This window comes from Paraburkholderia dipogonis, from assembly GCF_046027395.1.
In the GTDB taxonomy this organism is placed as follows: domain Bacteria; phylum Pseudomonadota; class Gammaproteobacteria; order Burkholderiales; family Burkholderiaceae; genus Paraburkholderia; species Paraburkholderia dipogonis_A.
Genome location: NZ_JAQQEG010000006.1, coordinates 156,932 through 170,424, shown reverse-complemented (window position 1 = coordinate 170,424; position 13,493 = coordinate 156,932). Strand labels below are relative to the sequence as shown.

The 13,493-nt window shown below is 62.6% G+C and carries 8 protein-coding genes and 1 pseudogene; 3 read left to right on the top strand and 6 right to left on the bottom strand.

Annotated features, from left to right (window positions below):
* Positions 1-21: 21 nt before the first annotated feature.
* Positions 22-177 (bottom strand): annotated as a pseudogene (locus tag PQR32_RS08495) (glutaminase); the annotation flags it as partial.
* Positions 178-730: 553 nt separating this feature from the next.
* Between PQR32_RS08495 and PQR32_RS08490 the strand changes: the two are divergent.
* From PQR32_RS08490 to PQR32_RS08480, 3 genes are all read left to right on the top strand, one after another.
* Complete coding sequence (locus PQR32_RS08490) at positions 731-2,440, top strand: vWA domain-containing protein (protein ID WP_408224405.1); 1,710 nt, start codon at positions 731-733, stop codon at positions 2,438-2,440.
* A gap of 18 nt (positions 2,441-2,458) precedes the next feature.
* Entirely contained in the window at positions 2,459-5,716 is a 3,258-nt protein-coding gene (locus PQR32_RS08485; RefSeq protein WP_408224402.1) for a trypsin-like peptidase domain-containing protein, read from the top strand.
* A 721-nt stretch (positions 5,717-6,437) separates the two neighbouring features.
* On the top strand, positions 6,438-7,208 hold the full coding sequence (locus tag PQR32_RS08480; protein WP_408224399.1) for a GntR family transcriptional regulator: 771 nt from the start codon (positions 6,438-6,440) through the stop codon (positions 7,206-7,208).
* A gap of 147 nt (positions 7,209-7,355) precedes the next feature.
* Here the strand turns inward: PQR32_RS08480 and PQR32_RS08475 are convergent, their stop codons facing one another.
* The 5 genes from PQR32_RS08475 to PQR32_RS08455 form a co-directional block, all read right to left on the bottom strand.
* Positions 7,356-8,480 carry a porin gene (locus tag PQR32_RS08475; protein ID WP_408224396.1) on the bottom strand — a complete coding sequence of 375 codons (1,125 nt, stop codon included), beginning with the start codon at positions 8,478-8,480 and terminating at the stop codon, positions 7,356-7,358.
* A 301-nt stretch (positions 8,481-8,781) separates the two neighbouring features.
* The gene (locus PQR32_RS08470; RefSeq protein ID WP_408224393.1) at positions 8,782-10,005 is read right to left on the bottom strand and encodes an acetyl-CoA acetyltransferase; all 1,224 of its coding nucleotides are present in this window, start codon (positions 10,003-10,005) and stop codon (positions 8,782-8,784) included.
* Positions 9,965-11,509, bottom strand: a complete 1,545-nt coding sequence (locus PQR32_RS08465) for an AMP-binding protein (RefSeq protein ID WP_408224390.1) — start codon at positions 11,507-11,509, stop codon at positions 9,965-9,967. The genes PQR32_RS08470 and PQR32_RS08465 overlap by 41 nt, the downstream gene beginning before the upstream one ends.
* 39 nt (positions 11,510-11,548) lie before the next feature.
* Positions 11,549-11,980: a Zn-ribbon domain-containing OB-fold protein gene (locus PQR32_RS08460; RefSeq protein ID WP_408224387.1), complete on the bottom strand. Its 432-nt coding sequence runs from the start codon at positions 11,978-11,980 to the stop codon at positions 11,549-11,551.
* 10 nt (positions 11,981-11,990) lie between these two features.
* Positions 11,991-13,490, bottom strand: a complete 1,500-nt coding sequence (locus PQR32_RS08455; RefSeq protein WP_408224384.1) for a carboxylase — start codon at positions 13,488-13,490, stop codon at positions 11,991-11,993.
* Positions 13,491-13,493 lie beyond the last annotated feature (3 nt).

Here is a 13,493-nt window from a genome sequence, read left to right as displayed (position 1 = left end):
GCGCTCACCCGCTCATCACAATCAAAAAATCGACTGCCCCGTGTAAGTCGGCAGCCAATCCAGCGCCATCACGCCGGCCAGCGAATTCCGGTTGCTATCCAGCCCCGGCGACCACACGCACACCGCCATCTCGCCCGGCAGCACGGCGACGACCCCGCCGCCCACGCCGCTTTTCGCCGTCCGGGCTCTCTCGACCGCTGTGAAGAAAAGTCGAATGCCACGCCAGGGCCTGTGCCGTACATCCTGTCCACCGTCAGGCAGGGATCGGCCAGTTTGAGTCGCTCGGGAAGGAGCGGCGGTCGTCCGTTACCTGGCAAGTGTGAGACGGTCACATATATCGTTGATCAAAGCTTTTGCGACTCTCGGGTCACAACTGAACTTCAAATTCCGGCGTGACCTACGGACCGATTCCCTGGATGGCCCAAAAGAAGCCGGCCCTCCGTTAAAACAGTGTTGTCGATACCCGTTTACCTTTTGAATCTCTGGGCTCGACCTGACAGTTGAACCGGGTCAGGACTTTGCCAGAGCAGGCATTCCTTTGGAGAGCGTCTGCCACGGAAAGGATCTGGCACGTTCAACGGAGACTTGTCGGCGATCGGCCGTTGCTGGAATACCGGCAAAACGGCTTTGGCTGCGTACCCGCACGCATCCGGACCCCGTGCTCCGGCTCGGCATCCCCGGATACGCGGGGTTGGAAAGCTCGTCGTGTGCAACCGTTAAAGGTGAATCCATGACCAACAAGTCGCACGCCGAAAAGGCCGCCGCGCTCGCGGCCCAGAAGCATCGGCTCGATGCGCCACTCGTGGTGGACACCGCAGAGGCACGACACCCGGACACGAACAAACCGTTCTATCGATTCAGGCTGGTGGATGCCGGCAACGCCAATGGTCCCGCCTATACCGTGCTTGTCGACGATCACGGCAAAGCGCTCGAATCGACAGACGCCCTCGAGCAACGCTTCGACCGGCCGGTTCTCGACGCGAAGACGGCATCGGCAATAGCGCCCATCGTCATCAACCCGGACACCAATGCGCTGGTGCTGAATCCCGGCGCGACGTTCGACGAGACCATCACCGTCACTATTCCCAAGAACGCCGGACCGGCGAAAGCGGACGTCTACTTTCTTGCGGACACCACCGGCTCGATGGGCGCGATCCTGAACGCCGTCCAGGTCGGCGCAAACAATGTCCTGGCGTCGCTCAACGCGCTCGGCCTCGACCTGATGTTCGGCGTCGGCAACTACAAGGATTTCGCGTCTGGCGATCCTTACGGCTTCCAGCATCAAGTCAGCCCGACCAACGCCGCCGCAGCCGTTGCCGCGGGTATCAACGCGTGGTCTGCGAACGGCGGCGGCGATTTAGCGGAGGCGGCGCTGTTCGCGCTCGACAGCCTCGCAGTGCCAGCAGGACCGGGCGTCGGCTGGCGTCCGGGGAGCAAGCGCATCATCGTCTGGTTCGGTGACGCTCCCAGCCACGATCCGATCTGCAATGCGGTATCGGGTGCACCCACCGTCACCGAGGCAAGCTCAACCGCCCGGCTCGTCAACGAGGGCATCATCGTCCTCGCCATCTCCACCGCGACGCCTGGCCTCGACGGCGATCCGACCGTCAACGCCGACGGCTATCAGCCTCAGTGCGGCGCGCCCGGCGGGGCGCCGGGCCAGGCCAGCCGATTGACCGCTGCGACGGGTGGGGCGCTCGCTGTCGGCATCAACGCGGGAAATATCGTCAACACGATCATCGCGCTCGTAAAGGCCGCGGTCGGCTCACTACAAAACGTGAAGCTCGTACCTTCGTCGAACGTCGCGCCCTTCGTGACTTCGATCGATCCGCCCGCGGGTTACGGCCCGCTTGCCGGCGATCAGGATCACGTGCTGACCTTCAAGGTGAGATTCACTGGCACACCGTGCGGGCCAAAGGACCAGGTCGTGACAGGCGCCATCGACGCAGTGGCCGACGGCAAGACTGTCGCAAGCAAGGCCGTGAAGATCACCGTGCCGGCCTGTCAGTTCGTCTATGCAGTCGACTTCGTCTGCGGGCCGCAAAACGCGTGCGGCTGCGAATGCTCGCCGGTGCAGGCGGGTCGTTACGCCACGTCGATCGCAATCCACAACTATTCGCTCAAGCCGGTAGAGATCCTGAAGCGCTTCGTCCCCGTCGTGTTGTCCGGTGCAGCGATCGCAAGGGAGCCGCGAACGGCCGGCGCGCGCGCGGAAGACCGGATCGTTCTGCCTGCGCAAACCGCAACGATGGATGACTGCTGCCGGATTGCAGAAAAACTCCTGGGCGCGGCAACGCAAGTATCGCTACCCCTTACCACCGGTCTGATCGAGATTACGGCAAGCGCCGATGTCGCAGTCACGGCCGTCTATACGACGTCAGGATCGATGCCCGACAGCGGCGTTTCGATCGACGTCAAACAGGTTATCGCCCGCCGATAGCTTTAGAGGAGGACGGCCGTGTCGCATATCACTGGAACGATTCAGATTCTTGGCGCCCCGCTCACGATCGGGCCCGGGACCACCGTATTCAATCCGCCTGCGTCGCCTGCTCCGGGAGGAACCAAGTATCTGGTCCTGCATTTCCAGAACCTCAACTTCCAGCCCGGCGACGAGTTGCAGGTCAATCTTGGCTATGACATCGACCGGTTTACGGCCGCCGACGGTCCGTCATTCTGGACTCGCCCCGTCAATGTCTACGCATTCCCCGCGGGCGTTCAGATCACATATGTCGCTGCCGGCCCCGGCACGGGCAGCGTGCAACTCGACCAGTACGGGCGCGGCGAACGGCATCAGGGGGAATCTGGGCATCCCAGCTTTTCGAATTGCGATCCGTTCTATCAGGCGCCGGCCTACGAGGAGCCGACTTACGATCCGTTCTGGTATTGCTCCAACCCGCCCAATTGGGAGAATGCCGCGTGTGCCACGCCTTCGAGCGACGTACGCGCACTGGTGTCGCGCAGCGTTGGGATGATTCTGTCCGTCGAGGATGGCTACACGGGCGATCTGCAACTCTCAACCTGCTCGGTCACGCTCGTCGATACGGACAAGGTCATTACCGCGGGCCACTGCCACACGCCGGCGGAAGCACTGAACAGTTCCGTCACCTTCGACTACCAGACGCAATGCGGCGGCACCCAGCCCGCTGGCTACAATCCGCGCTTCTACAAGGTGAAAGCGGTGCTCGCGCACCGCTATGACTCGACGGGCGACTACAGCCTGTTGCAGTTGGCCGAGGCACCAGCCGGGATCCCGGTCATACAGATGCGCCCGGATCTTCCACTTGCCGGGGAGCAGATATTCGGCGTGCACCATCCGAACGGCGCAGTGAAAAAACTTTCGATCCCGCATGGTGAGGGATTCGCCACAGTCATCAACAGCAGTGCATCGGCGATCAACGTACCCACCAACATCCATGTATCGGGCGGCAGTTCCGGGTCGGGGCTATTCGATGCCGCAGGACGGATCGTTGGCATTCTGTCGAACGGCAATCCTTGCGCGGGCGGACTGCTGAACTATTTTCCTATCGCAACCACACTGCAGATCATCGCTCCCGCTCCGCCGCCGCCTGTTACGCGTGACGTAATGCTGGTTTTCGACCGCTCCGGCAGCATGTCGCTCGACGATGGTACGGGCCGGCCGAAGATCGATGCGGCCCGCGATGCGCTGTCGTTGTTCGTTCAGCTCGTGAGATCCAACACAGGCAACCGCCTTGGCCTCGTTTCGTTCAGCACGTCGGCCAGTTCGCCGGTCGACTTCGCGATCAACGACGTCACGCCGGCGTCGAAGAATGCGCTGATCGGTCCGCCGCCTTACATCGGAGGCAAGCTGCCTGCTTTGATCCCGGACGGCATGACCAGCATCGGCGGTGGTCTCGGCGCCGCGCAGGCGCAACTGGCCGGTGCGGGCGGAGCAAACCCGAAGGCGATCCTGCTGATGACGGACGGACTGCAGAACCAGCCACCGATGATCGCTGACGTCGATAGCTCACTTGCCGGGACGACGGTTCACGCCATCGGCTTCGGCAGCGAATCCAGTCTCGACGGCGCGCTGCTTCAGACGCTCGCCGGGTCGCATGGCGGCCTTTACACCCGTGCGAGCGGCGGTTTGTCATTGGAGAAATTTTTCGCGACCGCCTTCGGCAACATCTTCGAATACGGCATCCTGATGGACCCCGAATTCGATCTGCCGGCGAATCAGCCGGCTGGAACCGCTCTGCCGTTCCGTATCTGCGGCGAAGAGGCGATCACGGTCGTGGCCGGTTGGGACAATGCCAACGCAGCCCTCTACGCGGAAGTCACGACGCCCGGCGGCGCGGTGATTACGATCGGTGCGCCGACTGTCGAGACGTCGTCGGGCAGGACGTGGACGTTCCTGCGCGTCCCGCTTCCTGTCGGCGGCGAACGCGATGGACTTTGGAGCGTCAACGTCGTGCGACCCGGAGGCGGTGGCGAATTCCCGCCGCCCACGCCGGCACTGCGATATTTCGTCAACATCATTCCAAGCGGTGGACCGCGCATGCGCCGCTTCCGCGAAGGTCTGCGCTACTACACCGGCGACACGATCAATCCGATGGTGCTCGTCCGCTACGACGATGGCGGCTGGCCCGACGGCATGAATGCGTCGATGACGATCACGTATCCCGACACCAGCATCGGCAATGTGCTCAGCAAGACGGGGCTTGCGCCCGCGGGCAACATCGACGCGGACGGGATAGCGCCGCGCCAGGCGACGCTGCAGTCGATCGAGCAGTCGAGCGGCAAGCCGGTCGTGACGTATATCGACACCACGATCGATCTGCTCAACGACTCTGTGAACACCAACGGCGCGTTCGAAGCGACGGCAACGTTCGGCAAGCCGCTGGTCGATTTTCTGAAGGCCGAAGGCAATTACACGTTCCACGCGAAGGCGACCTACGGCGGCGATTGCATGGGCATGCGCGAGCTGACGTGGTCGATTCACGTGGAGGTCGGCATCGATCCGGACACGACGACCGCCACCACCACGGATCTGCCTCCCGACGCGGCCGGGGGTTCGTGCGTTCGCATGGTGTTCACGCCGCGCGACAGGTACGGCAATCTGCTGGGGCCGGGCCGCGCGGACGGGTTCACGCTCGCGCCGCAACCCGGCAGCACGCTCTCAAGCTCGGTGAACGATCTGGGCAATGGCTCATATCAGGTCGACGTGTGCATGGATCCGGGGTCGTTCGAGCCACCGCGGATCGGCATCGTACAGCCCGGAAGAACCCCAGTCGTTGTCACGTCAGCCAACTTCCGTCTCTTCATGTACAGCGTCAAGTTCGTATGCGGCGAGCAGCGCGACGATTGCTGTGGATGTGCTCCGGTGCGTCCTGGACACTACTCGACCGAAATCAATATCCACAACTGGCAAGGCAAAGATGCGCCGGTGATCAAGCGCGTGATTCCGCTGGTTCTCGCGGGTGCGGTGAAGGGACGTGAACCGCAGTTCAGTGCGCCCGCCACGCTCGAGACGCTCCTGCTGCCTGCGCATAACGCCACGATGGACGATTGCTGCAGGCTGGCTGAACTGATCTTCGGCGCGCGTCCGGCAGCGTCCGTGCCGCTCACGATGGGGATTCTGGAAATCGCTAGCACCATGGAATTGAGCGTGAGCGCGGTCTACACAGTCACGGATGCGCACGGCAGCACGCCCTCCATTAGCGCTCAGCAAATCGAAGCGAGGGTGCTCGTGGTTTAGAGTCCTGTGACGGTGCCGTCGCAGATCCGTGCGACGGCTCGGCGGCGGCGCGAAACATATCGCGCCCGCCCGCTGCTTATGCGACGCCGTCACGCCCAGATCATCACAGTACGCCGCCACTATGCCGAAGTACCGCGAGCGAGCCGATTCGAGCAAGTAGCGTGGGCGTTGCCACTAATCTGTTCACCTTGTTTCGTTTGCGAGCTAACGGGAAGCCGCAACCACCTGCAGCGGCCGGGATCATTCACTTTGTCCGGAGTACGCCATCTTCACGATAGGCGTGGGGCGCACGGGTGACGACCCGGCTTTTCGCTAACGGAAAACGGGGCGCGCGTGAAAGTTTCTTCTCGCGAGATTTTCCAGAATGCCCGTGTTCGGGTCCGTTTTCGTCGACTTTCAGATGTTACCCGCGCTGGCACCGGACGGCGCGCTTGGTGACCGTCAAGCCCGCCGCCCGCAAACGCGGTGTTTTGTGGTTTAATTCTGGGTTTACATTGAGTTTGTTGACAATGCTAATTTGGATGTCTGGCAGTTTTCGAATATGCGGACATGACAACTGAGACGATTCGATCCGGGGCTCCCCGCACGGTGTCGGAGAACCTGCCAGAAACAGGCGTTGCGCGATAGGCGACGCGACCATGATTTTCGAATTCGCAAAGATCGGAATTCTAGCCCTTGTGCCGTTGCGCGAGCGCCGGAAAGTCGCGGTCTTTGATGAGACATGAGCGCCATGAAGAATCCAGACGTAGATGTGCAAGCGCTGTATGGAGTGAAGGCTGAGGTGCCGCCGACGCGCACCAGGGCCGCCAGCCGTCAGTTGAAGTCACTGCCCGAGCAGATAGCCGAGGGAATTTTCACGGCCATCGCGAACGGCGAGTACGCGCCTGGCGAGCGGATTCGCGAGGAGATGCTTGCCGAGCAGTTTGAGGTCAGTCGCGGGCCGGTGCGCGAAGCGTTGCGCATACTGGAGAGAGACTCGGTTGTACAGATCCTGCCCAACCGTGGCGCACACGTTACGCAACTCTCGATCAAGGAAGTCGGCGACATCTTCGAGATCCGCCGCAAGCTGGCGGGCTTGATGATCGGGCGGCTCACGATCGAGGAGGCGGCACGCCTCGTGACGACCATCGACGCCGACATCCGCGCGCTCGAATCGCTGGCGCAGGATCCGGATGGAGCCACCGCCTACTTCGAGACCACGTTCCGTCTCAGCCACCTCCTGAGTGAAGCGTGCAGCAATGAGCGTCTGGCCGAAATTCTGGGTTCTCTGGCGCGCCAGACGCTGCGTTACAGCCAACTCGGTCTGGCCACGCCCGCACGACGCAAAGAGTCGGCGCGCACGTGGCGAACAATGCAAAAGGCGCTGAAGGCGGGCAACCTGGATGTCGCGGCGGACACGGTCGAGAAGCTGATCGAGGATTCACAGCGCGAGGCGGTCAAGCAGCTTAAAGCTCAGCAGGCCATTGGCGACCCGGGCGAGAGCGGCGCCTGAGGTCGCGTCCAGGTCCGCAATGCAACCGCCATTGTGTGCTGTACAGGCTCACCTGCGAGCCTCGATCAGGGTCTCTAGAGAGACTGGTGCTATCCGCCGAATGACCGGCTCGCATGCACAAGGTGCGCGAGCCGGTTCCTGTATCGATCAGAAATAGTGGCGCAGGCCCATCATGACCGCAGTCGTTCCCATGCCCGGAGCCACCGGTTGGCCGTAGGTGATCGTCTGCGTCATGGTGCCCCGATTGTTGACGTGTCCCACCTGTCCGTAGACCAAGGTGGCTTTCGAAAGGCTGTATTCAGCTCCCGCCGCTATCTCGGTCGATTTGTTGGCTGAATCGTTCCGGTCTTTCAGGTAGTAGAGTCCGCTCGTCAACTGAAAGGCCGGCGTGACACGATAGCCGAGGCCGAGCGAATACATTTCCAGATTGGCGACATTCGAGTGTGCGGGATTCTTGCCGTTGCCATACGACGCTGAGATGGAGAAACCCTTGATCGTGTAGAGCGCACCCAGGTACCAGAAGCGATTATTGTCCAGTCCCGTGGGCACGGTCGTCGGCCCGGGGTTGGTGTCGTGACCGTTGTAGTAAACCGCCGACAACTTCAGGCCATAGTTCGAATACTTCAGTACGGCTGACTCGCGCGTGCCGCCCTGGAAACTCCCGGCGACACCACCCGGCGCGTACTCGAGCGCGGCGCTCAAGCCGCCGAAGACTGGCGACTGGTAAACGATCGCATTACTGTCGTACAGCGCGCCAATCGGTCCGTTTGTGCTGGTGCCAGGCCATCCCGCTGCGGTGTTCAAACCGATCCACGCGGTCAGGATGCTGCCGAAGTACTGGCCCGAGCGTACATCTGTCTCTGCCATTGCGTAGGCCATCGGAACGATCTGACGCCCTGCGTTGACCGATCCGAATGGTCCGGATACTCCCACGCTCGCCACCTGGTTGAACTGGGCGGCAACGCCGGGCGTATCGGAGAGACCAAACTTGCCGGTACCACTGTCGAAGACGCCCTGCAGTTTGAAGTTGGCGTAGTACCCGCCGCCCAGATCCTCGACGCCCTTCATGCCCCACATGCTCGAGTAGATCCCGCCATCCTTGAAGCGGTAGATCTTGCCGAGGTTTTTTGCCTGTGGACTGAAAGAAGCCGCTGAAGTGCTTTGATACAGCAACCCCGCGTCAACGACGCCATATAGCGTCACCGAAGACTGCGCGTATGCAGAACTTCCGAGCGCCGCCGCTACGGCCGCAGTTACCCATTTCAACTTCATTTTTGTCTCCTTTGTAATTTGCACTACTTAATTAATAACTACCTCAGTCAACGGCTGCAGCGTGATGCGCGAGAGCATGAGCCAGTTCTGAAACCAGTCACACGACTCTCTGCTGTTTCTCCTGTCGACGCCCGCAGGCGCGGCTGCGCATTGCCTTATGCGCCAGGCCGGAACACATGCAGTGGTGCGTCGGCAACGACAAAGTAACGGACAGGTTCATGCGGCGAATGCTGCGGTCGCCCTGATGCGAAAACGTTCGACGAAAAGGCGGCGGACTGGCGCAGGGGCCAGAAGCAACGGGTTACCTTTCTGTCCCCAGGATCATGACCATGTAGGCGGACATCACGAGGCCGCCGGCCTGCAGCAGGCAGTTACGCGCACCCGGTACCTGGCGTTCGCCGCAATCGCCGCGCAGTTGACGCACCGACTCGATCATCAGCGGCATGCCGAACATCCCGCCGTGATTGAAGGACAATCCGCCACCCGAGGTATTCAGCGGAAACGCTCCACCCGGGGCGATACGTCCGCTTTTCACAAAGGCCCCGCTCTCGCCGCGCCCGCAGAAGCCCAATTCTTCAAGGCCAATCAGCACGTTGATCGTGAACGCATCGTAGATCTGCACGACGTCGATGTCGGAACGGGTGAGTCCGGCGCGTGCCAGCGCCAGCCGGCCCATCTCGGCGAGCACGCCGTTGTCGATCCAGTCGTCGGTGCCGAAAGGCGTCGCGTGCTGGATGTAGCGTTCCGCAAAGCCCTTCACCAGGACGGGCGGTCGGCGCTGGTCGCGCGCGCGATCGGCCCGCACCAGCACGATCGCGCCGGCGCTGTCGGTAACCTGACAGATGTCGAGCTTGCGCAGCGGGTCCGCGATTAGTGGTGAGGCCAGGTAATCCTCCATCGTCAGCGGCGCACGGGCGATCGCGTTCGGATTGAGCTGTGCCCAGCGCCTCGCCGCCAGCGCGACTTCGCCCAGATCCTGCGGTCGGGTGCCGTAGCGTTGCATATGCAGGCGCGCCAGCATCGCGTAGAAACCGATTGGACTCAGCATGCCGTACGGGAGCACGAACTGGCCGTTCGGCATGCGCGCATCCTGTGCATGGCCGCCTCGCGATCGGCTTCGGTCCAGGCGTTGCGTGCTGCCATAGGTGATCAACGCCACATCGCACAGACCCGCCTCCATCGCAGCCATCGCATGGACGATATGCGTCAGATTCGATTGGCCGCCGACAACGGTGCTGTCGACATAGCGCGGATCAAGTCCCATGTACTCTGTCACGAGCAGTCCGGCCGCGCGATCGTCCCAGTGAGCGAACACGGCGTCGATGTCAGCAGCCTTCAACCCCGCGTCCAGAATCGCCAGCCGCGCTGCTTCGCATTGCAGCGACAACGCCGTGTCGCCCGGCTGGGCCTTCCCCATACCTGCTTCGCCAACGCCGACGATGGCGTAGCGACCGCTCAGATCTTTCGGGTCCATGTCTGTCCTTTCAGGTCGACGTCGACGCGTCCGTAAGCTGCGCGCGTACATCCTTCTTCAATACTTTGCCGACTTGACTGCGGGGCAGTGCGGGCCAGAATTCGACGTGCTTGGGTGTCTTCAGGCTGCCGAAACGCTTTCGACATAGATCGAGAATCTCGTCGGCGGTGACACTGTTCCCCGGTTTGAGTTCGATCACGGCGGTCAGGCGTTCACCCCAGTCGGCGTCGGGCACGCCGACCACAGCGCAGTCCTGCACCGCGGGATGTCCCCAGATCACCTGTTCGATCTCGCTCGGATAAATGTTGAATCCGCCGGAGATGACCATGTCCTTTTTTCGGTCGACCACATACAGATAGCCGTTCTCGTCGAACACGCCGATATCGCCGGTGTGATGCCAGCCGAACGCTCGCGCCTCGGCGGTTGCGTCCGGGTTGTTGTAATAGCCGGGCGAGACGAGGTCGCCGCGGGCCACGATCTCTCCGCGTTCGCCGGTGGCCACGATATTCCCGGCGTCGTCCATCAGCGCTACCTCGCATGCGCCGGACGGGCGGCCGGCGGAGGCGAGATGCTTGTCGAGCTCGGCGTCGTTGTGCACGAAGTGGTCCTTGCGCGACAGGCAGGTGATGACCCCAGGCACTTCGGACTGGCCGTAGCTTTGCATGAAGACCTGACCCCACCGGGCAAGCCCCTCGCGGAGCTTGTCGACCGACATCGGCGCGGCGCCGTACATCACGTACTCGAGCGAGGAACAGTCGCGTGTTGCAACATCCGGATGCGCGAGCAAGCGATAGATCATCGTGGGCGGCAGGAAGATGTGCGTCACACGCTCGCGCTCGATCGCCTCCAGGATCACGCCCGGGTCGGCCGATGGGGCGATCACGTTGCGCGCGCCAATGCGCGCCAACGCGACCATCGTCGCGCCCGCGGCATGCGTGAGCGGTGCGACGACCAGATGTACCGGATCCTTGCGCGGCGGCATGAACTGGTTAGCGATCCTGTATGCCGTCTCAAGCGACCTGTGGCTCTGCATAATCGCCTTCGGACGGCCCGTGGTGCCGCCGGACGATTTGATGATCGCAATGTCATCGGCTTCGCGCCGCACGGTGACGCGTTGACCGGCAAACTCGTTCGCCCATTGCGCGATGCAGTGGCCGTCCTGTTCCAGCGGTTTCGTCAGCCCGATGATGCGCTTGAGCGATGGAATCTCGCGCTTCAGGCGTTCGAGATGCGGCGCATACTGTTCGTGGCAAATCAACACCGCGACGTCGCAGAATCCGGCGAACCAGATGATGTCCTCAATCGGGTCCCGTGCGTTTAGCGGTACGAAGACCGCGCCGCTGCGCATCACGCCCAGCATTGCCGGCAACACCATCGGATGGTTGGGCGAGAGCACGCCGACGTGAGCCCCCGGTTGGACATCGCGCACCAGAGCGGCTGCGACCGCGTGCGATGCATCGGCCGCTTCAAGGTAGCTGAGATTCAGGTCACCGCCCTGGACGAAAATGCGGTCTGGAAATGCCGTGGCGCCGGCATCGAAAGAATCAATGATCATGTTGTCTCCGGTATCGGGAATGGGTGGGCGCGGGCACCCTCATGCACCAGGCGAATCGCCAGCCGCGAGCCGGAACATCGGCAGTGCGATCTCGTCGCTGATGCGTTCGAAGCAGACCTGCACCGGCACGCCGACGGCGAGGCGCTCCATGTCCGAGTCGACGATGCCTGCCAGCATGCGCACACCCTCGTCGAGCTCGATCATCGCGATTGCATAGGGCACCTGCGACTCGAAAGCTGGATGCCCGGCAACATGGCACACCGTGTAGGTGTAGACCCGCCCGCGGCCGCTTGCCTGTACCCATTCGATCTGGTCAGACAGGCATTGCGTGCAGAAACGGCGAGGGTAGAACTGGTGCCGGGCACACATGCGGCAGTACTGGATCTCGAGCCGGTTTTCGTGTGCCGCCTGCCAGTAGCGTTCGGTCTCGGCAGTGGGCAGCGGTTGGGGGCGCAAAGGGGATGAGCTCACCAGTTTCTCCTCAATTTACGTTCAACGAGAAACCACTGCCCGACACCTGCACCCGCGTCTTGCGTGGGCGCTTTGCCAGGCCGGCCACGAGATCGACGACAGGGTGGTGGACGCTGAAGCAGTCGCCCGTCGCCGTCGGCGCCAGGCCGTTCACCTTCTCGTCGCCGTACATGTATCGCAGCAGCAGTTCGTCGTCGCCGATACTCCTGTAGCGCTGGCGCAGCGCCGGCAGCACCGGTTCGATGACGGGAGGCGTCAGGGCCACATCCTTTGAGCCGCTAGCAATGACCCTGTCCTTCACGTTTGCGTCGACCGGCAGCGGCAGAGCACCGAAATAGCCGCAGACGTACTTCTTGACCTCGTCCGGGACGACCTTATAGCGCTCGTTATTGAGGACGTTCATCACGGCCTGCGCCGCGATGATCGCGGGATACGGTGTGACCATGATCGGCGAACCGAGCTCGACGCGCACCCGTCCGATCTCTTCCAGCACTGCAGGCAGCTTGTCGGAGATGCCGGCGAGCTTGAGCTGCGATTCCAGGTTGCTCATCGCGCCTCCCGCGTACTGGGTGATGTAGTGGCTCGGCTCGTATTCCGCAGGCACGCCGACGGGTTGGCCTTCGCGTTCTGCCAACGCGCCGAGGTAGTCGCCCACCTCGTCGAGAAGGGCATCGTCGACCACCACATCGAAGCCGATCTCGCGCAGGTTGCGCGCAATCATCTGGCTGGCGGGCAGCGAATTGCCATTGGCCATCGGATCGACGGCCGTCAGGATGCTGTCCGCGCCGTGCACGGCCGCCTCGATCGCGAGCAACGGCCCGAGGCCAGTGAGGCAATGGGTATTGAATTCCAGTCGCTTGTCGCCGATCGCCTGCTTGATTGCCGGTATGAGCGTGCGAACGCGTTCTATCGTCAGGATGCCGGCCGCATCGGCGAGCGCGACGGTCTGAACGCCGAAACGCTGCACCGCTTCGCGCGCCTTGCTCGCGTACAGGGCGTCGTCATAGCCGGGCGCGATGTTGTAGCCGAGCAGCAGCGTCACGTCGGCCCCGAGCCGGCGCGCCGTGCCGATGCTCGACGCGAGGTTGTCATTGCACATCAGCGCATCGAAGACGCCGATTTCGCGGATGCCGTTCGCGATCTGGCGCTCGACGAAGAGGTCGGTGATGTCGTCGGCCACCGGAAAGAAGCCGCGCATCAGGTTGCTGCGGATCGCCGCGCGCAGCGGCGTGCGCGTCATCCGCTCGCGCAGCAGGCGAATGCGCTCGAAAGGATCCTGGTTCAGGAACAGCACACTTGCGTCGAACTGGACCAGCGCGATTGCCTGCAGAGAGACGAAGCCGGCCCGGTCCATGCGCTCCGCGATCGGCAGCATGTGCTCGGTGCGCATGCGGGTGGCCCAGAGGCACTGTTGGCCGTCGCGCAGCGTGTCGTCGGTGAGGTGGATCGTACGGCGCTTGCCGGTGCGTGCCGTTTCGGCCGCAACGAGTTGTTTCAGGTGTTCGAGCATGGC

Bases quoted from the DNA above. Each gene is read 5' to 3' on its own strand.
- PQR32_RS08490 (WP_408224405.1), top strand. From the start codon at position 731: ATGACCAACAAGTCGCACGCCGAAAAGGCCGCCGCGCTCGCGGCCCAG.
- PQR32_RS08480 (WP_408224399.1), top strand. From the start codon at position 6,438: ATGAGCGCCATGAAGAATCCAGACGTAGATGTGCAAGCGCTGTATGGA.
- PQR32_RS08475 (WP_408224396.1), bottom strand. From the start codon at position 8,480: ATGAAGTTGAAATGGGTAACTGCGGCCGTAGCGGCGGCGCTCGGAAGT.
- PQR32_RS08470 (WP_408224393.1), bottom strand. From the start codon at position 10,005: ATGTACGCGCGCAGCTTACGGACGCGTCGACGTCGACCTGAAAGGACA.
- PQR32_RS08465 (WP_408224390.1), bottom strand. From the start codon at position 11,509: ATGATCATTGATTCTTTCGATGCCGGCGCCACGGCATTTCCAGACCGC.
- PQR32_RS08455 (WP_408224384.1), bottom strand. From the start codon at position 13,490: ATGCTCGAACACCTGAAACAACTCGTTGCGGCCGAAACGGCACGCACC.